The 19,844-nt window shown below is 39.4% G+C and carries 18 protein-coding genes and 1 riboswitch; of the genes, 4 read left to right on the top strand and 14 right to left on the bottom strand.

Going from position 1 to position 19,844, the window contains the following annotated elements:
* Nucleotides 1–288: 288 nt before the first annotated feature.
* Nucleotides 289–2,115, bottom strand: a complete 1,827-nt coding sequence (locus ASU00_RS17215) for an APC family permease (protein WP_057914714.1) — start codon at nt 2,113–2,115, stop codon at nt 289–291.
* A gap of 139 nt (nt 2,116–2,254) precedes the next feature.
* Nucleotides 2,255–2,398: riboswitch (cyclic di-AMP (ydaO/yuaA leader) on the bottom strand.
* 157 nt (nt 2,399–2,555) lie between these two features.
* Here ASU00_RS17215 and ASU00_RS25075 point away from each other — a divergent pair.
* From ASU00_RS25075 to ASU00_RS17200, 4 genes are all read left to right on the top strand, one after another.
* Nucleotides 2,556–2,699, top strand: a complete 144-nt coding sequence (locus ASU00_RS25075; RefSeq protein ID WP_152983785.1) for a hypothetical protein — start codon at nt 2,556–2,558, stop codon at nt 2,697–2,699.
* 320 nt (nt 2,700–3,019) lie between these two features.
* Nucleotides 3,020–3,190 (top strand): hypothetical protein, encoded by a 171-nt coding sequence (locus ASU00_RS25530; protein ID WP_161809755.1) that lies wholly within the window; start codon nt 3,020–3,022, stop codon nt 3,188–3,190.
* Between the two features lie 870 nt (nt 3,191–4,060).
* Nucleotides 4,061–4,738 carry a FadR/GntR family transcriptional regulator gene (locus tag ASU00_RS17205; RefSeq protein WP_057914712.1) on the top strand — a complete coding sequence of 226 codons (678 nt, stop codon included), beginning with the start codon at nt 4,061–4,063 and terminating at the stop codon, nt 4,736–4,738.
* Between the two features lie 15 nt (nt 4,739–4,753).
* A complete protein-coding gene (locus tag ASU00_RS17200) occupies nt 4,754–5,971 on the top strand; it encodes a CynX/NimT family MFS transporter (RefSeq protein ID WP_057914711.1) in 1,218 nt (405 codons plus the stop codon).
* 653 nt (nt 5,972–6,624) lie between these two features.
* On the opposite strand, the gene ASU00_RS17190 is transcribed toward ASU00_RS17200, so the two are convergent.
* The 13 genes from ASU00_RS17190 to ASU00_RS25520 form a co-directional block, all read right to left on the bottom strand.
* Nucleotides 6,625–7,995 carry a BglG family transcription antiterminator gene (locus ASU00_RS17190; RefSeq protein ID WP_057914709.1) on the bottom strand — a complete coding sequence of 457 codons (1,371 nt, stop codon included), beginning with the start codon at nt 7,993–7,995 and terminating at the stop codon, nt 6,625–6,627.
* Nucleotides 7,996–9,135: 1,140 nt separating this feature from the next.
* Nucleotides 9,136–9,309 (bottom strand): hypothetical protein, encoded by a 174-nt coding sequence (locus ASU00_RS25525; RefSeq protein ID WP_161809754.1) that lies wholly within the window; start codon nt 9,307–9,309, stop codon nt 9,136–9,138.
* A 91-nt stretch (nt 9,310–9,400) separates the two neighbouring features.
* Nucleotides 9,401–10,525: a DegT/DnrJ/EryC1/StrS family aminotransferase gene (locus ASU00_RS17180; protein ID WP_057914773.1), complete on the bottom strand. Its 1,125-nt coding sequence runs from the start codon at nt 10,523–10,525 to the stop codon at nt 9,401–9,403.
* Between the two features lie 45 nt (nt 10,526–10,570).
* The gene (locus ASU00_RS17175; RefSeq protein ID WP_057914707.1) at nt 10,571–11,194 is read right to left on the bottom strand and encodes an acetyltransferase; all 624 of its coding nucleotides are present in this window, start codon (nt 11,192–11,194) and stop codon (nt 10,571–10,573) included.
* A gap of 110 nt (nt 11,195–11,304) precedes the next feature.
* The gene (locus ASU00_RS17170; RefSeq protein WP_057914706.1) at nt 11,305–11,889 is read right to left on the bottom strand and encodes a sugar transferase; all 585 of its coding nucleotides are present in this window, start codon (nt 11,887–11,889) and stop codon (nt 11,305–11,307) included.
* A 111-nt stretch (nt 11,890–12,000) separates the two neighbouring features.
* Complete coding sequence (locus tag ASU00_RS17165; RefSeq protein ID WP_057914705.1) at nt 12,001–13,809, bottom strand: polysaccharide biosynthesis protein; 1,809 nt, start codon at nt 13,807–13,809, stop codon at nt 12,001–12,003.
* Nucleotides 13,810–13,839: 30 nt separating this feature from the next.
* Nucleotides 13,840–14,568 (bottom strand): tyrosine-protein phosphatase, encoded by a 729-nt coding sequence (locus tag ASU00_RS17160; RefSeq protein ID WP_057914704.1) that lies wholly within the window; start codon nt 14,566–14,568, stop codon nt 13,840–13,842.
* A gap of 40 nt (nt 14,569–14,608) precedes the next feature.
* Nucleotides 14,609–15,316: a CpsD/CapB family tyrosine-protein kinase gene (locus ASU00_RS17155; protein WP_413783530.1), complete on the bottom strand. Its 708-nt coding sequence runs from the start codon at nt 15,314–15,316 to the stop codon at nt 14,609–14,611.
* A gap of 31 nt (nt 15,317–15,347) precedes the next feature.
* Nucleotides 15,348–16,046, bottom strand: a complete 699-nt coding sequence (locus ASU00_RS17150; RefSeq protein ID WP_057914703.1) for a YveK family protein — start codon at nt 16,044–16,046, stop codon at nt 15,348–15,350.
* Between the two features lie 59 nt (nt 16,047–16,105).
* Nucleotides 16,106–17,455, bottom strand: coding sequence for a nucleotide sugar dehydrogenase (locus tag ASU00_RS17145; protein ID WP_082630402.1), 1,350 nt, complete (start codon nt 17,453–17,455; stop codon nt 16,106–16,108).
* A gap of 498 nt (nt 17,456–17,953) precedes the next feature.
* The gene (locus tag ASU00_RS17140; protein WP_057914702.1) at nt 17,954–18,493 is read right to left on the bottom strand and encodes a hypothetical protein; all 540 of its coding nucleotides are present in this window, start codon (nt 18,491–18,493) and stop codon (nt 17,954–17,956) included.
* Nucleotides 18,494–18,641: 148 nt separating this feature from the next.
* Entirely contained in the window at nt 18,642–19,631 is a 990-nt protein-coding gene (locus tag ASU00_RS26960) for an Ig-like domain-containing protein (protein ID WP_152983783.1), read from the bottom strand.
* 11 nt (nt 19,632–19,642) lie between these two features.
* The coding region (locus ASU00_RS25520; RefSeq protein WP_161809792.1) for a toxin Cry1Ac domain D-VI-related protein at nt 19,643–19,844 on the bottom strand (202 nt) is incomplete at both ends.

Below are 19,844 nucleotides of genomic sequence, written 5' to 3'. Positions count from 1 at the left end.
ATATCTCTTTTTTTCGGAGATATGATTGCGGTTTCGTTGATATATCTCTTTTTTCGGAGATATAACTGCGGATTTCGTCCTTGTATTTTAGATGTCGGAGATGTTACTGCTGTTTTTAATGGAAGAAAGAAACTTTTACAATGGGGTTCGTCATAATAGGAGGGAACTGCAAGGTATTACGTTAAAGTGATGCAATTAAAGTTCTATCCAAGCTGGAGTAATAAAAAAACTGTAGACATGGAGTTTGTCTACAGTCAAAAGCAACCTGGGTCGGTTTGCTTCTATATATTACTTCTTTAAATGATACGGAACGGTCGTAACCACTACATTCCTTCTATAAAGTAGGTACGCACGAATCAGTAAACTAGATTGGTTATGAAGAATATTGTGCCAGCCCTTCTTCGGGATGAATTGGGGAATAATCACTGTAACTTTATAGTTGGATTCGCTCGCCTTATGTTCAACCGTATCGACAAATTTGGTCAACGGCTGAATGATGCTCCTGTAATAAGAGTTAAGCGTCACGAGCCTAACATCAGGCTGCCATTTCTTCCATTTTTCTTCGAATTTCTTTTCATCTTCCCTTTCAAAGGAGATATAAACGGCAATGATTTGATTAGCCCCTAGAGACTTGGCATAATTCAATGAATTCTCGACTACATGCGTGATACCGGCAACAGGTACGATGATGACATTTCCTTGAATAGGAAAAGCAGGCTCGCACGTAGTAATCCGCAGCTGATCGCCCACTGCATCATAATGCCTCCTGATGCGATGGAACATGAAAATGATGATTGGCAAGAATACCAAAACAGGCCATACATTAACGAATTTGGTTAAGAAGAATATGATCGTGACAATCAAGCTAATGATGGCGCCGATAGAATTAATCGTTAGCTTCGTTACCCAACCTTTGGGCTTTTCCCGAACCCATTTAACAATCATGCCCGTTTGTGACAAGGTGAATGGAATGAAAACACCTACTGCATAAAGGGGAATGAGACTTTCAGTATGCCCTCCAAAAGCGACAATCAAGATAATCGACGCAAGCCCAAGGATGATGATTCCATTGGAATAACCTAAACGGTCCCCTCTTATCGTAAACATCCTTGGAATGAACTTATCCTTGGCAAGATTTACGGCAAGCAACGGAAAAGCGGAGTAGCCCGTATTAGCAGCAAGGATCAAGATCAGTGCCGTCGTTCCTTGTATAAAGAAATACATGAAATTACGCCCAAATACTCCTTCTGCGATTTGGGAAACGACCGTTACCTCTTCGCTAGGAACTATGCTTAAATAATAGGCCAAGAAAACAATTCCCGAAAATAAAATAGCTAGTAATGACCCCATCGCTATTAGTGTTTTTGCTGCATTATTCGGTGCTGGATCTTTAAAGTTCGGAATTGCATTGGAAATCGCTTCAACGCCGGTCAAAGCGGAGCTCCCTGATGCAAATGCCCTCAGCAGGATGAATAAACTGATGCCCGCCACTGGTGTTCCGATCGGCGCATGCAATTCAGGTGAGACTCCACCCGTCAAGATTTTGTATATTCCCACCCCAATCAAGATGAACAATGCTAAAACGAACAGATAAACCGGATAGGCCAATACGGAAGCCGACTCCGTTACCCCTCTTAAATTGAGGATGGTAAGCAGGATTACAAAAATGACAGCAATGGCGACATTATAAGCATGCAGGCTCGGAAAAGCGGACGTTATGGCATCGGTACCTGCAGAAACGCTTACAGCGACAGTCAATATATAATCCACCAATAAGGAGCCACCAGCTATCAACCCTGGATTTACCCCTAGATTTTCTTTGGAAACGACATACGCCCCCCCGCCATGAGGGTAAGCAAAAATGATTTGCTTATAGGATAAGATAAGAGCCGTCAACAGGATCAAGACCCCAATTGCTATGGGGATGGAATACCAGAATGCTGCAGCACCAATCGTAATCAGAACGATCAATATTTGTTCCGGACCGTATGCAACTGAAGACAGCGCATCAGAAGAGAGGATGGCCAACGCTTTTTTTTTGTTAAGCTTTTGCTCACCAAGTGCATTCGACTTTAAAGGTCTCCCTATCAAGAACCTCTTTATTGAAGATAACATTAAGATTTCACCGCCATGTTTAAGTAATAATGTTTATGATACCCTGCTAAAGCAAAAAAACAGAAGAAAAATAAAAAAGTCCACAAGTCATAACTAAATAGACCTGCAGACATTATATTTTTTGTCTAACAAGCTCCACCTTCCTTCTCATATAACGCTTACGAGGTTAGCTGTCGGATTCGGACCTAAGAGTAGCCCTACCTTGGAAGGATTCACCCCTTGGATTAAACAATAATCCTAATAACGGGTCCCCCGCACCATAAGGTTTAAGCGATTTAGAAATACGAAACTGTTCATTATCATACTCCCGTCAACTGGAAAAGTAAATGAAAATTTTGCACACAAAAAGAATATTTTTTTGTAACTGAGGTTATGTTGATAACGTATGCTTCATACTTGTACTAAAACCATCATATCCAGAAAGGATGGCCGTGATTCCCATGCCTAAAAATACAAAGCAACCGATCATATCAGATCAATTTTTAGATGAAGTAGTTAAAGAAATCAATGAACAATTTGGCCGACCCCAATTACATGAAAAAAATGAACGTCTAAAGCATCTGGAAGTTGAAGAAAGAAGTTGACCGCTTCCTGCCTCAACTTAAATAGCTCAACCATAATCATGTTCCTTAATTTTCCTTAAAATAATTTCCACCCTCTTGACGACTTGTCCAAACCGTTTTAGCTTATCCTCATAGAATGATAAAGTAATCATCAACAAAAGGAGCAAAAAAATACGCCTGAGCAGCAATGATGATTTACGTGACCCAAAGGCTGAACTAACGGTCAAATGCCATAGCCACCTTCTTAACCCTTCCATCCCTGCGGATTGCACATGCAAGTAGTAGGAAGACCCTCATTCACTTCTTTGACAGCCTTACTCTAACAAAAGGAGGGATGAAAATTGTATATGCTCCATTCACCCAGAATGGGTATCATTCACACCGAATTGCAATATCTAGGGATGGCCTCACAAGTATACCCCGGCTATTTAGAGTTCCAAAAGGATATTGAGACTGTGCCAGGAAGGGAAAACCTACAGCCTCTTTCTGCCCCTTTAAATGAGATTGATTGACCTCATGGCTTTGCCTGCCCTTCCTTTTTCATATCAACAAACAGAACCGACCTATCAAAGGCCGGTTTTTTGTTCTTCATATGTAACCCACCCAATTACAGCAAACAATTCATAATAATAAAGTTGTCAGTTGTATTTCTATCTTATTTGTTTCCAGATTTAATATTAAGCTACCTTATGGCAATCCCGGGTTTCATCGTGTTATTACTTTGCATCAGTATTTGTTGAGCCAAATTGAAACTCCCTAAACATTACACTGATAAACGCGTATCCTGGGTTAAATGGCATCCATATACAACAACCATTACAGCTTTTTATCTTTGATAAGATATCATTGGTTCCATTGTATGACTTGTGACTCTATCTGTCTTAATCCTACTTTCTTTCATGATTAAACAAAAGAAAGCACCCTAATACTAATATGCCTCAGTTTTCAATATGAACGGATTGAAGCCCAGTTTTTTCAGGGCTTCTTCATTTTGTGTCAAAACAAAGAGTAAAACATCCAAAAAATTTTGATGCACAGTTGATTGAATAGCGAGTCTCGGGAGTCCCCACAGGCGCAACGCGGTGGCATTGATTCTTTATAGGTTGATAAAGATTCTTAAGGGAACACTTTTTCAGCAACCTCGCGAAAAGCCGAGGAGGCTCCCCGACCGCCCGCGGAAAGCGAGCGAATGCAGTGCAATGAAACGGTCGATGTACAAAGACCAATACTGACGACAATCGTGATGCTAACCTTAGCTTTCACGCAGAGTAAAATGAAACGATCGAACTTCAATTAATTTCACCGATTTTTGTTATATCCGTTACATACATATGTTAAAATGTCCAATGAACCAATCATCCTACAAATTTGAGGTGTATATATTGTCTATATCCAAAACAAACCGATTATCACTTGTAGAGCAGGTCGTTTCCCAAATCGAAGCATTAATCGAATCTGGTGAATGGAAGATTGGAAATCAGATACCTCCTGAAATGGATTTGATCAAACAATTCGATGTAAGCAGAAACACATTAAGAGAAGCGATACGATCACTTGTTTATGCAGGACTTTTAGTTACGAAGCAAGGAAAAGGAACATTCGTTAGGTCATCGAGTGCCCTGGGGATTGCGTTTCAAAGAAGGATCCAGCAGTCAAGCTTATTAGAAACGTTAGATGTCCGTCATGCCCTCGAAAGAGAAGGAGCCCAATTAGCCGCACTAAGACGTGATCAAGAAGATATAGAAAAGTTGCGCTCCAACATAGAAGTTTGTCGTATAGCGGCAAAAGCAAAGGATATCAAGGCTTATGAGGAAGCGGATATACAGTTGCATAAATCGATAATGGGTTGCTCACATAATTCATTATTAATTGATTTGTACGAACACATGGAAGATTCCTTGCACGATTCGATCCATCAAATCATCGAATTGAGTTCTGAGGCAAACTTTCATTTAACCCTTCATTGTAATTTAGTAGATGCCATCATTGAACAAGATGTAAACCGTGCAAGCGAAATGGTAAATGAATACATTGCACAATTCAAAAAAAATTTAGAATAAGTACGGAGGAATATTATGTCCATCCAACAAGCGGTAAATCAACTAGAACAAAAAAAACTATATAGCAACGGACTACTCATTATTGGAATCATTTTAATTGGAGCCAATCTAAGAGCTCCCCTTACATCAGTGGGACCTCTTGTAACATCAATCCGCGATGCTTTAGGAATTTCCAATGCACTATCAGGTTCCTTAACGACATTGCCTTTGCTCTCTTTCGCGTTATTATCACCTTTTGCACCTAGGATGGCCCGGCGTTTTGGGATGGAGCTCACCCTATTCGCCTCTTTGATATTATTAACGCTCGGAATCGTAATACGCTCCATTGGAGGAGTTCCGACATTGTTCATAGGAACGATTTTAATTGGGCTCTCCATCGCTATCGGCAATGTATTGTTGCCTAGCCTTATTAAACATAACTTTGCAAGAAATATTGGTTTAATGACCGGAATTTATGCAGTTTCCATGAACCTATGTGGCGCCATGGCATCCGGAATCAGCATCCCCATTGCATCCTCATCAGGCATGGGATGGGTTGGTGCCCTTGGATGCTGGGGAATCTTATCGCTTATTACCGTCTTCTTCTGGATGCCGCAAATAAGACGGCCTTTAAAGCGGCATAAGGATGTACAAAACACTCAAAAACATAAAAGCATGAATTTGTGGCGTTCTGGTTTAGCTTGGCAAATCACGTTTTTCATGGGATTACAATCCTTCATCTTTTATACAGTAATTACCTGGATGCCTGAAATTCTCGAGCAAAAAGGCCTGAACGCCGATGAAGCCGGCTGGATGCTATCCATCATGCAGCTTGCCGTCATTCCCATAACATTCATTGTGCCCATTTTGGCTGGGCGCTTACAAAGTCAGCGTATATTGGTGATCCCACCTGCCTTATTCCTTATTGTAGGGATATTCGGCATACTATATGGAAGTGAGCTATTTATCCCGGTATGCATGATGCTGATTGGGGTTGGAGTCGGAACGATATTCAGCTTATCAATGATGTTTTTTAGTCTTCGTACACGAAGTACCCATGAAGCGACGGAATTGTCAGGAATGGCCCAATCATTCGGGTACCTTCTAGCTGCCGTCGGTCCTGTATTATTTGGCTGGATGCATGACATTACACATAGTTGGACTGCGCCCTTATTCATGCTAATCGTGGTATCGGCCATTATTTTCGTCGTTGGACTGCGAGCAGGTAAGAATGAATACGTAACTGCACAGTAACCCTTAGACTTTTCTTTAGTCATTGTTGAAGGAACAAGCGAAAAGTAGACCTTATGAAAGTGGCTATCATGAATGATCCCAGTATAATATTGGGATCATTTTTAATGCAGAGTGAATGGAACGGAAGGCTTGAGAATCCTGCGGGAAATGCGCGTCTACGTGAGATTCCGCAGGCTAAAAGCCGAGGCTTCTGGAAAGCTAAGCTATCACTCGGTCCATTTATTCCGAAGAAAAAAATCCCATCCATTGGATCCTTTGTTAGAACAATCCCATCTGGCAATGACCTAAGAAATCTTGAACCAGGTTACCCCAATTTTTGATAGACGAATTGAAGTCTGAATAATCCAAAGTCTATTCATTGGTGTATTTTCCATGGTTTAAACAGGAAAATATCCATAATGGCACCCTCTCTTGATTATTCCTCTTAAAACTGCAGTCAGCAAAACAAGTGATTTGTACTCTATCTTTTGTGAAAAAATGAGCTGAACTAAATGAAGATGTGGTTTATTTGCAGCATATTATTTAAACCTATCATTATTTGAGGTAGAAAGTAGAAGAACAGTACTCATTGCCTTAGCGAGGTATGACAACATGAATGATTAATAATAATCACATTTGAAAACACACCGATTTAAATAAAAAACTGACCAAGGTCAATCAATGTCATCTTCAAAAGGGTATAAGATTTCAGGGTTTAAACCATACCTATCAATAAAATTCTTTCTGGTGAACATCTTAATTTCTTTTAGTTCGGATGGTGTTGGAAAAGAAGAAACTTTATATATAGGAATGTGTTCAATATTAATGAGCTGCCCTAAATCAGTCGTTATTAATAAATCAAATACATTTTTTCTAAAAAGGGAATCTATATCAGAAAAATCCATTACATAAATATTTAGCTGATTTCCGAAATGATGTTTTAATACTTCACGAATATAATCTTTCTCAACATATGATCGGCATACTAAAGCCGTTTCTATAACCATTTGATTTTTTTTTCGTAATATAGAGGCCTGGACCAACATGAATATTTCCAAAATTTCTATACTTTCAAAAGATACGGAGAATTCTCCAAGTAAATTCATTCCTATTTTTTCAATAATACTGAACAAAGGGTTTTCTTTGAAATAAGGAACGAACTGCAAGATATTATTTATTCTCGTATCTGTTTTTAATTTCAAATCAAAGTTGATCCCACGAAGCGTTTGGGCAAATTCGTACATGAAGATATCATCCTGCGAAACATCCAAGCCAATTTCTCTTGATAGATTACCGAGAAAATCACTTAAAGGCTTACCACTTTCCGAATTAAGTCTGGAACGTATGTATCGAAGTTCCTGGGTACGATTTAAAGACATTTCTTCACTCATTAAATATAAAGAAAAAAAGAATATTTCTTGAATTTGTTTTTCCCTAACAGGAGCTTTTTCCATAAAAGGGAATAACTCCTTAGCTATCTCAAATGCTTTTGATTTTTCATTTTCTTCAATAACCGCTTTTGGGATGGTTACAAAACAATTATGTGATATGCGAATGTTAGAGATATGAAGGATTATTGCCAATCTTTGAATAGCCCCCATATGGAAGGAGGTTTTATATTCCTTTAATAGTGTCAATACTGTTTCTTGAAACTCCTTAAGATCGAAGGTTGTAATGAAATCATTTAAATCCCCTGACATATACTCTACATATTGCATTATGAAACGTCTGATCTTTTTTTCATCACCAACGATCTTATACGGACTATTTGTTAATCGAACTCCGGCACTTTTGACTACTTCTTCTATTTTTTCGAGCTGCCTGTACACGGTGGATCGACTGACATGAACATGCTGAGTAATATTTTTTATTGTTACCCCTTTATTAAAAAGGATCAATTCCAAAGTTTGGAAATAGGTATTTTCACTTTTAAGATGGAACCAAAGCTCTTCTATCGTACCGTTTTTAGGTTTAATGAGTCTTACACCTTGAACTTCATTCCTTTCAATTTTCCATTCAGGCGGGAGGGTTGAGCCAGTATGCATTAAATCCCTCCATAATGTGCTTTTTGAGTAACCTGTTTTTTTTGATAGTTCGTTCAAACTGCACCAGTTATCTTCATAAAATAAATGATACATAAGTTCTGAATAACGATTATTAAACCGATTCATACAATCACCTTTAACTTTACTGATTTTCAGATCTATTTACCAAACCAAAATATAGGTACTTAAGAACCATGTTCAACAATGGTTTTAAAACACCTAAACACTAACACATTACTTACTACCCAAATTTACCATAATTTCTCCCCGATGTCGTTTCAAATTTGGTTCACGAAAATTATGTTTTGACACGCAGTTACTCTTTATCTATTCAATAGATTGACAGTAAAACACTTTTTTGAATTGAGATCCGTGACTATCTTATCCTTGATACATTAAGCCTGGCCTGAGAATTCTCTCCATAAGCATGGGAAAATAGACAGGTGATTAACAGATCTTGGTCCTATCCTTTTACTCATGACAAAGACATAAAACAAGTAAAAATAGTTCAAATTTGAAACAAGGTATATCATTTCTGACACAACTCTATTATTTTTCACTCTTGTGGTCTTGAAAAAATATAGATGGTTTGTAGAAAATCAGTATGAAAAATGGAAAATTAACGGTGTGCCTAAACTAACTAACTATTGCATGGTAACATCATTAGGTCCAACAACAATCATACACAGCCTCATCATGCCAGTGAACATCTATACTATAATGTAATCTCCTCGTTCATTGGCGTAAATCAACAGAAAGACAAGACTGTAGAAAGGCCCCATACAGTCTGGCTCTATAGAAATAAAGTGTCATGTCATCCGCCATGCCCTACTACTGTAATGATCAATATACTTAATAGACCGGCTCCTTATGTGGGATGCCCCCAAGTTCCAGGTTAGGCTTTTTCAAATGAGATATATGGACTAATTCGAACTTCCCGCACTTACAATTAAGTGAAACTATCTCGGCGTTTAAACCATTTTTATAAATATAAATAATTTTATATTCTCTTGATTTATAAAACACCTTATCACCAATCTTCATAAGCATCCTCATTTCTATTGTAGAATAAAATAGCCTTCCAAAATGAAATGAAGCTCATCTCCATTTTTGGAAGGGGAAGATTTTATCAAAAAATTATTATGCGGAATCTTCATTATTGGACACAATCGTATGCATCTCTATCGCTTTTAAATTTTCGACTAACCTTTTTCTTGTACTTTCAATCTCTCCCACGTACAAACCATTTAGTTTACTTGATAGATACGCCAATTTATCAATATCCCGATATATCATTTTAAATGTTATTCTCATATTTCGGCAGGCCTCCTTTTCTTAGTAAGGAAGGTTCATTATTAATTACTCGGGGATTTTTTTATCTGGTAATATAACTTGGCACGAACCCTCACTGAGTTATTTTAGATGGTGCTGCGATTTTCTTTACAATTGCCACTACCCGTTCTTGGTCTGTCTCTGTCATAGCCGATCCTGATGGCAGACAAAGACCTTGTTCAAATAACGAGCTTGAAACGCACTCTTCATCCGTTTCGGTGAACATGTCTGACCCTTTGAAGACAGGCTGTAAATGCAATGGTTTCCATACCGGTCTTGATTCGATATTTTCCGCTTCCAGCGCATCAATGATTTCAATCGGGCTAGTACCGGTGATTTTTTCGTCAATGAGTAAAGCCGTGAGCCAGCGATTCCCCATCGTTTCCTTTAACTCAGGCATGAAGGTGATGCCTGGTATAGCTTCCAACGACTTTTTATACCGGTTAAAAACGTACCTCCTTGCTTTGATACGATCGTCTAACACTTCTAATTGGGCCCGGGCAACTCCAGCTAATATGTTACTTAGACGGTAGTTATAGCCTATGGAGCTATGTTGATAGTGAATAGCTGGATCACGCGCCTGAGTCGCTAGAAAGAGAGCTTTATCCAATAGTTCTTGATTATCCGAAACTAGTATCCCGCCACCGGAAGCTGTAATGATTTTATTTCCGTTCAAGGAATATATCCCTATATCACCGAACGATCCCGTTTGTTTGCCCTTATAAGTGCTTCCTAGGGATTCAGCCGCATCCTCAATCAAGGCAACCTTATATTTCCTGCAAATGTCCAAGATTTCAGCCACTTTTGCACTTTGACCAAACAGATGGACTAAAATGACAGCTTTAGGAAGCATGCGTTTCTTCTTGGCCGCTTCCAATGCAATTTCCAATGCTTGAGGAGACATATTCCATGTTTCGGATTCAGAATCAATGAAAACAGGTTCCGCCCCTTGGTAAATAATGGGGTTTGCACTTGCTATAAAAGTCAAGGAAGAACAAAATACGGTATCACCCTTGCCGACTCGCAATACTTGCAATGCCAAATGGATTGCGGAAGTACCGGAACTTACCGCCAATGCCCCTTTCGTGCCAGCATATCGCGCAAAGTCTTCTTCCAAAGCATTTACATTTGGCCCTAGAGGTGCAATCCAATTCGTCTCGAATGCTTGTTCAACATACATTCGTTCATTACCACTCATATGAGGTGGTGAAAGAAAAATTCTTTTATGCACTCCACACCCTCCTTATTTAATGATCTTTGCTGGAGAACCTACAGCCGTTGCTGCATCAGGCATGTCTTTAATCACAGTCGAACCGGCCCCAACCGTACACCATTCACCAATCTTGATGCTCGGTATGACCGTTGCTCCCGCTCCTATCAAGGTTCCAGTTCCGATCCTTGCAGCCCCTGTAAGAGTGGCATTTGGTGCTATATGAACAAAATCATTTAGATGTGCATCATGCTCAATGACGGAGGAGGTGTTAAGGATGACGTGGTTCTCAATCTTGGCTCCAGCATTCAAGACGACATTGGGCATGATGACCGTTCCACTGCCTATCATGACATCTTGACCAATGACAGCTGTGGGGTGAATGACCGTCTCATAATTCATCGCGTTTACATTCAGTTCGTTCACGAGTTTCATTCTTGTTTCGTTCTTGCCTATTGCAATAATCAACTTACATTCAAAATGAATGAATAGGTCCTTAAAGCTTGAGATGGGACCAAAATATAGGTCCTCCTTTTTTTTCAGAACTTTATATTGATCATCCAAAATGGCCATGAGCCGATATCCATCCGAAGCTCGAATGATGTCTTGCAAAACTTTCGAGTGGCCTCCTGCCCCGATTATAACGATTTTCTTCATTCTAGATCACTTCTCATATCTATAGTTTAGTTTCCTTACGCGAAACAATAAGCCCTATCATATACCGCATAGGGTATTAATTTTTCTTCTTCCAATCATTTTCTCATCCATTACCCAACAAATTTTTGGGTCGTGACATGTCCTTCTTGGGTAATGTCCTCTTGTTTACCTACCTTGATCAACGTTAGATAGATGATTTTCATATCAAGCAAGAAAGATTGATTTTCCACATACCAAACGTCAAGCTCGAACTTTTTCTCCCATGAGATCGCATTTCGACCATTAACTTGTGCCCACCCCGTAATTCCTGGACGAACATCATGCCTCTTTGCTTGATCTGCCGTATATAATGGAATATATTCCATCAATAATGGCCTAGGGCCTACAAAACTGATATCTCCCTTGATGACATTAATCAATTGCGGTAATTCGTCCAAACTTAATTTTCTTAGAAACATTCCAACATTAGTCAATCTCTTCTCATCGGAAACAAAATTTCCACTCTCATCTCTTTCATCTGTCATCGTCCTGAATTTATATAGATTAAATGGTTTCCCATTAAGACCAGGACGCTGCTGCTTAAAAATTACGGTTGAACCTAATTTTAGGCGGATAAGGATGGCGATAAGCAGCATTGGCAGCGAACACAGAAGAATCGCAAGACAAGATATCAATAATTCTAAAGCCCTTTTCATTTTTTCCTCCCTGATCATCAATGATGTAGTTCATTTAACGATGGAAACATAATAGCCACATGGGTAATCCTGGTAATCCAATTCATGGATTTATGCCTTCAATTTCAATCACTAAACGGAAATTTTATTTTCCGCCCTATAATTTGCCAAGCCCAACATTCTTTCTTTTAATACCGCTTCACTCAACACATCATAATTACCGATAATATCCTCGATAGCCTGCCAATTCACATCCCTTGGTTTCCCAATATGAATTTTCGGATAGACCTGTTCTTCATAGACTTCATCTGCTCCAAGCAGTTCTTCAAATAATTTTTCCCCAGGCCGAATTCCTGTAAAGGTTATCCCAATGTCTTCAACCTTGTAACCGGAAAGTTGGATGAGTTTTTTAGCGAAATCCACGATTTTGACCGGTTCGCCCATATCCAGCACAAATATCTCTCCTCCTTTTGCCAAAACCCCTGCCTGAATGACCAATCTCGAAGCTTCTGGAATGGTCATGAAATAACGTACCATGTCTGGGTGTGTGACGGTCAGAGGTCCACCCTTTTTTATTTGCTTTTTAAAAAGGGGAATGACACTGCCATTACTGCCAAGTACATTTCCAAATCGAACCGTAACGAATTTTGTATGACTTAACGAACTTTTGTATGAAATCATCATCTCGGCTATACATTTCGAAGCGCCCATGATGCTTGTCGGATTAACGGCCTTATCGGACGAAACCATGACAAAAGTGTTCACACCATTCCCTTCCGCTGCATCCGCCACATTCCTCGTACCTAGGATGTTATTTTTCATCGCTTCTTTAGGATTGGACTCCATAAGGGGGACATGTTTATGGGCAGCAGCATGATATACGATCTTGGGTCGATGGTGGTCCATTACTTCAAACATCCTCCTTCGGTCTTGGATATCAGCAATTTCCGTGACAATCTCTATCTTGTCTTCATAAACCTCCAGCAATTCCATCTCAATCGCATAAATGCTGTTTTCACCATGTCCGAGCAAAACGATTTTAGCTGGGTTATATTTCATGACCTGCCGACAGATTTCCGATCCAATTGAACCTCCTGCCCCGGTTACCAGGATCGTGCTGTCAACGATCGTTTCTAAAATCCCTTTATCATCCAGTTGAACGGGAGAACGGCCCAATAAATCCTCCATCTGTATATCTTGAAGTTCATTTATCGGAACCTTCCCATGAACGATTTCTTCAAGGCTTGGAACGAATTGGGTCTTGACTGCAGTCTTTGTGCATTCTGACAAAATGGAATTTCTTTCTTCTCTTTTCAAGGAAGGAATCGCAATGACGATATGCTCAATCTTATATTCCTCTACCACTTGTGAGATATCTTTTGTTGTGGCCACTACCGGTATAGTGAAAATCTCCAAGCCTAGCTTCGTTTTATCATCATCAACAAATGCAACGGGCACTAGTTTTATATGATTGGAGCTTAATAATCTGCTCGTTATCATCGTCCCTGCTGATCCAGCGCCGACGATCAAGGTTCGTTTGTTATCGGATGGTTGCTTGATATATCGATTAAAATAGACACGCCATGCCAAGCGGGAGTATCCGATCATGACCATATAGAGGATCCCTGTAATAAAAAGTTCCCTCATATAAAGAAAATGGGTAAAGTACAGCTGGCAGATGGCTGTACTGATCAGGGAGAATGCCATCGCTCTGAACAAATGAAACATTTCGGTGGCAGTAACGTATTCCCAAGCCTTTTTATACTGTTTCAAAAAGGCCGTATAGAAATAATGAAACAAAAGCAAAACGAGCCCACCAATAAGTGCGTATGCTGGTATTTCATCAAATGGATTCAATAACCAATAACTTAAAAAGACAGCTGTCACAACAATCATGGCGTCCAATAAGACTAATGTGATAAGCCGGTTATAATATGTCAAATCTACTTCTCCCCATATTAATATTTTTAATCAAACAAAAAGTTCCTTACCTTTCATCCCGTACAAAACATTCTTGGCATTTACCTGAAAGGCATTCACTACTTCTTGTCCCAAATTCTTTTCAACCCACTTATATGCTTCCCTGATTTGAAAACCTCTGTTTCCCACATTATGAGCATCCGATGCAATAAAATGAGTAAGACCTGAGTGAATTAAATATTTGGAAAATCTTTTTGTTCTCCATCCGAATTTACCTGTGATACTCCCAGCCGTTATTTGTGAATACGCCCCCTTCCAAATCAGTTCTTCTAAAAGGTGGGGATTTCTTATTATTTCTAAATTCCGCTCTGGGTGAGCTATGATTGGTGTAATTCTTTTCATTTGCAGATCATAGATTAATCTCTCCATATATCTTGGCACATGGTTTGAAGGAAGTTCGAGAAGCATGTAATGCGAACCATTCAAGGCCATGACGCTATTATTATCGTAATCTTCTAAAAGCTCATCCGATATTCTTATTTCCTGCCCTGGCCATATTTTTAGTGGGATTTGGAGATCATCTAGCACTCGGTTTAATTGCCGTGTTTTACCTTCGACTTTATCTTTATCATTATCATATTTCCCCTTATAGTGATGGGGAGTTGCAAAGATGTCGGTGATTCCTTGTTCAACCGCTTTTCTCGCCATTTCGATACTTTCGCTGATATTTCTAGCGCCATCATCCATCTCTGGTAATATGTGACTATGAATATCAATCATTGTTTTTGTCCCCCTTCAACCCAACCAAAAGATGAACTTATTATTTACCATAGTAGTAATATTCGTCGGCGTACTTTTGTTTTTTCTTATTCAGGATTGCTCCTAAAAGCTTGGCATTGGCATTTTGAAGTAACTCCTGCGCTTTTTTGGCTTGCTGTATTTCCGTACTTCCGCTGCTAACCACCAAAACAACTCCATCTGTCATATTCGCCAGTATTTGAGCATCTGTAACGGCATTAACGGGAGGTGTGTCCAGAATAACCAAATCATAAATCATTTTTGCTTCTTCCAATAAATTCTCCATTCCTTTCGACCCAAGCAACTCCGATGGGTTCGGGGGGATAGGGCCACTTGTCAACACATCCAAATTCGGGTAAATGGAAGATTGTATAGCTTCTTGTAATTGATTTTGCTTTGTTATGATATTCGTTAATCCCAAGAAGTTTTCCATGTTAAAGTTCGTATGAACACTAGGTTTTCTCAAATCTGCATCTATGATGAGGATGCGTTTTCCTTGCTGTGCAAAAACAGCTGCAACATTTATTGAAGTGGTTGATTTCCCTTCACCAGGGTTTGCCGAAGTGAAAATCATCGACCTTATGTCTTTTTCCACAGCAGAAAATTGAAGATTCGTCCTGATTGTCCTATATTGCTCCACAACCGGAGATTTCGATTTCAACATGGAAATACTGCTTCTTTTTTTAACCTCTGTCATTTTATGCCGTTTATTGCGTGTCAAGCTATTCACCTCTTGAGGTTGTAATTACAATACAAAACCATCATTTCCATTTCCATTTCTTTTTGTTTTCCATTAAATTAACGATGCCTAGCATCGGCATCTGTAGATGTTCTTCAATATCTGATTCAACCTTGATCGTATTGTCTAAAAATTCGATCAAGAATGTAACTACTAAACTGATAACCACTCCTGCAAAAAATGCTTGAATCATATTGATGATCGGATTCGGTTTTATAGGTGCGGTATTATCTCCAACATTTCCTTTCGATAAGACATTAACATTGTCCACATTCATAAGCGTTTTTATTTCCTCTTGGAATATGACCGTTATCGTATTGACGATATCTACAGCAAGTTTAGGATCGCTGGCTTCAACTTTTATCGTAAATAATTGTGAATTACCCTTACTGACGATTTCGATTTGTTCCGATAACGCAGGATTTGAAATTTTAAGATTCAGTCGATCTTTAACCATTTCAAGCATCATTGGACTTTTTATGATTTCGCTGTACGTTTCAATCAATTGAATATTGGTTTGAATTTCACCTACCTTGTAAAGGTCTGTATTATCTTTGGATTGATTAACCAAGATTTGTGCAGAAGCCTGGTAAACAGGAGAAAGGATAAAAAGGCTAACCACTCCTGTTATCACCGTTATTAGGGTTGTGATGATAAAAATGAGTGCTATGCGTTTTTTTACCATTTGAAAAAGATCTTTTATACTTAGTTTCTCCCTCATTCAATCAACTCCAATCCATCTATAAATCTTTCCGTTTGTCTCATTCATGTTTTTGATATCTATAATTTTGAAATCTTATCTGACATAAAACCATTTTCCTCCATCACATTTTTGGAATCGAAAATCAATGGAGCATGTTCATGAATGCTTTTCCAGTCAAAACAGCTGTGTGGTGTTCCGATGACCACAATATCGGCGCTTCGAAGAATGGCAGCATCGTATTCCGCTACCGGTTGGATTTGTCCATTGATCAGGATTTCTTTTGCATAAGGTTCAATGACGGTGAGATTCCGGACCTTGTCTTGTAACCGTTCAAGCAAGCGAACAACCGGACTTTCCCTTAAATCACCGATGTCACTTTTATAAGCAGCACCTAAAACGACAATATGTGAGTGTTTCATCAGCTTATCTTTGGCTTCAAGCAGCTCAAGGATGCGGGTGTATGAATAGTCGACCATTCCGTCGTTAATTTCCCCAGCCAGTTCAATCATTTTTGCTCGATGACCATGTTCTTTTGCTTTATAGAGCAAATAGTATGGATCTACCGGAATACAATGTCCTCCCACGCCAATTCCAGGGGTGAATTTCATGAACCCGTATGGCTTTGAGGAAGCGGCATTAATCGTTTCCCATACATCAATTTCCAACTCTTTGCATAGAACGGTCATTTCATTGACCAAAGCCATGTTGATCCACCGGAATGTGTTCTCATAGATCTTGCTTAATTCGGCTACACGGATGCCATTAACCCGATGGGCGGTTTCTCCGATAAACTGGCACGCTAAATCTGTGCAGCTTTCCGTTATCCCACCGACAACCTTTGGCGTGTTGCTTAAATTAAAGTTTTTATTTCCTGGATCGATTCTTTCCGGGGAATAAGCAACAAAGACTGTTTCCCCAATTGCATATCCTTTTTCAATTAATGGGGCACAAATATAATCTTCTGTTGTTCCTGGATAAGTTGTACTTTCCAAAATGACCATTGTACCTTTCTTCACATGCTCAGCAATGACTCTCCCTACATCCTTGACATACGAAATATCAGGTTCTTTCGTTTTATTGATAGGAGTCGGGACACAAATCAAAATAACATCCATCTCTCCCAGAAGGTTCATATCCGTTGTTGCTGAAAATCTCTTCTTGTTGATCAATTCTGTTAACTCCGCATTATTTACATCATTGATATAGTTAATTCCGCCATTTAGGTTCTCCACTTTTGTCTTGGAAACGTCGAAGCCAGTCACATTATAGCCTTTGGACGCGTAATGGCATGCCGTCGGAAGGCCGACATACCCCAATCCAATCACTCCAACTTTAGACGTTTTATCCTCTATTTCACTCCGCGGAACCTCAGAATAATGAACGTTATTCATATGCTCGCCTACTTCTTGGGTTACCTCTGTTATCATGGTTCCCTCTCCTCCATTTTTTCCTTTTTAATTTAAAACTGTAATGTCCTAATGAAATCAAGACATTACACTCGAATGAATCATGCAGGAAAACTCACACTTTAGACCCACAACAAAGGAATGTACGTGTACCCTATAAAAAATCAGGTTATTATACTTACCAGTGACTCGATTGAGCATCCACTTTGTATGTTTTTCGGTAGACATTTTTCGCTCGCAGTAATAAGGTAACATAATTATTTTCAATGTCAGTTTCTGTTTTCGAATGCACCGTTCTATTTTTGATACACCTTCATGTGGTGACTGTTATTTGCAGTAACTTATTGAAGCTTTTTTTTAGGTTTTCAACTTGAGTTATCCAATCCAGCTGCTAAACGGCCATTAAATTAGGATGAATTTTTTTTAGGGATAGGGAAATCCCCCGATTGTTTGGCCATGATCACAATGCCTGTTTTTTCGGGGGATTTCTCCATTAAGCCTAGTAATTAAAGAAAAGAACTATTTCTTTTCAGAAGCTTTCGCAGTCATATCTGTCCATTTTTCAATCGTCCAATCCTGCTTTTCTTTAGTGTCGGTATTTTCATACTCCACCCTGAAAGGTCCCTTCCCTTCTAATACATAATATCCGTATCCTTTTACACTTTTTCCTGGTGCGAGTTTTGCCCCCAAATTATCCCCTGGATAGATCTTCAGCTTTTTATTGTCATGATTGTATACTGACATTTCAAAAGCATCCACATGCCGTTCTGCTGCCGTTTTATTTGTTGCCTTTAGCTGTACCTGTAAAACTTGCTTCCCTTTCTGATCTGGATGTTCAAGCATCAAAGCCTTTTCTATCTTAATGCTAACGCCTGATACGGCTTTCTCTTGCCCTGTTTCTTTTTTATCATTTTCGTTGTTAGTGGAGGCATTCGTTTGCTTATGCAATTCTATCTGCTTATCCTGGGCTTCCTTTTCACCTGAAATGCATCCTGTCAAAAATATGGTTAAAGTCAATATACTAATCCAAATACTTGGGAATCTTCTCTTCAGTTCCATCTTTCCACCCCTTTTAAAAACATAAAACCTTCTTAAAGAGAGATACTTCAGTACCTTTTATTTCTTCAGAAAATAAATCGTCATTTCCGTGAAATGAAAAAATACTCGATCTCTTTAAGAAGGCCTTCTTACATTATTTTCCCTATGATTATTCGACTATTGTTTTTGCGACTTCTCCTCCAACTGCAAGAGGTCCATAGTCAACTTCAATGACATCTCCGGCTTGCAGCTTTCGAGTCCCCCCATTTTCATTGTCAACAAATCTGCTGTAAATTTCGTAACTTCCATCCGGTTTAATGACTCCTGCTAAAGTTTGAGTATGGGAAATCGTTCTCATTGACTTTCCATTAACTATCAAACGGAGATTCTTCGTCCCTTCCGGTGCTATGCCCGTAACATAATCTGCATTAGGAGCAACAGGATTCACCTGCAGTTTCACCGCTTCCTTGACTACCGTAATATGAGCTTGTAAATTCGACGGAGTCCGTACACCGTAATCAACCGTTACGATATCGCCTGCTTTTAAGGTTATATTATTTCCATTCTCGTCCACCCCAACATACCTGCTGTAAATTTTGAATTTTCCATCTTCATCGACAGGTGCCGTACGCAGTGCTGTACCATTTACCAGTAAGCGTACGATCGTTGCCCCTTCTGGTGCAGTTCCTTTTATATTTTCCGCTTCTGGATAAACAGGATCAATCTTGACAGGTTCACTAGGCATAAACTGCACGACCCTAACAGTTGAGCTGTTGCTGACATTCCCGGCCGCGTCTGTCAGGGTGACCGATATGACCGTATGGACAGGTTGATTCGGAATCGCAACCTTGAATTTTCCGTCTGGACCTACTACTCCCGTATAATTTTTGGAATTAATGGTGACCGTGACATTTGCTTCAGGTTCACCGCTTCCTGACACTTCTTTACTGTTTGTTTTCACTTCATTCAGTCTCGGTGCATTTGGAGCCGTTATATCCTTATCCAATAAATCTTCCGCTTTGTTCAGTAAATCTTGCAGGCGGTCTTTTTCTTCACCTTCTGGAAGCTTATTGACAGCTTCTTGGGCTGCGTCAAGCGCCCCTTGATCCACTGTCTCTTTCAATGTGTCGAACTTATCATCCGTGAATAGATCTTCCACTTTGTTCTTTNATCGTTCAAGTCTTTTTCGGCTTGTTCGTTCTTGTTCAATAAATCTTGGGCGTTATTCAGGAGCTCTTCTAGTCTCTCTTTTTCCGATCCCGCTGGTAATTTACTGACTGCTTCTTTCGCTTCGTCTATCGCTCCTTGATCGGTACTTCCGTTCAATGTGTCGAACGTATCATCCGTGAACAGATCTTCCACTTTGTTCTTT

Source organism: Peribacillus muralis, from assembly GCF_001439925.1.
GTDB lineage: Bacteria > Bacillota > Bacilli > Bacillales > DSM-1321 > Peribacillus > Peribacillus muralis.
Note: the sequence above shows the minus strand (reverse complement) of the source record. Positions and strands in the feature narration are given on the sequence as shown.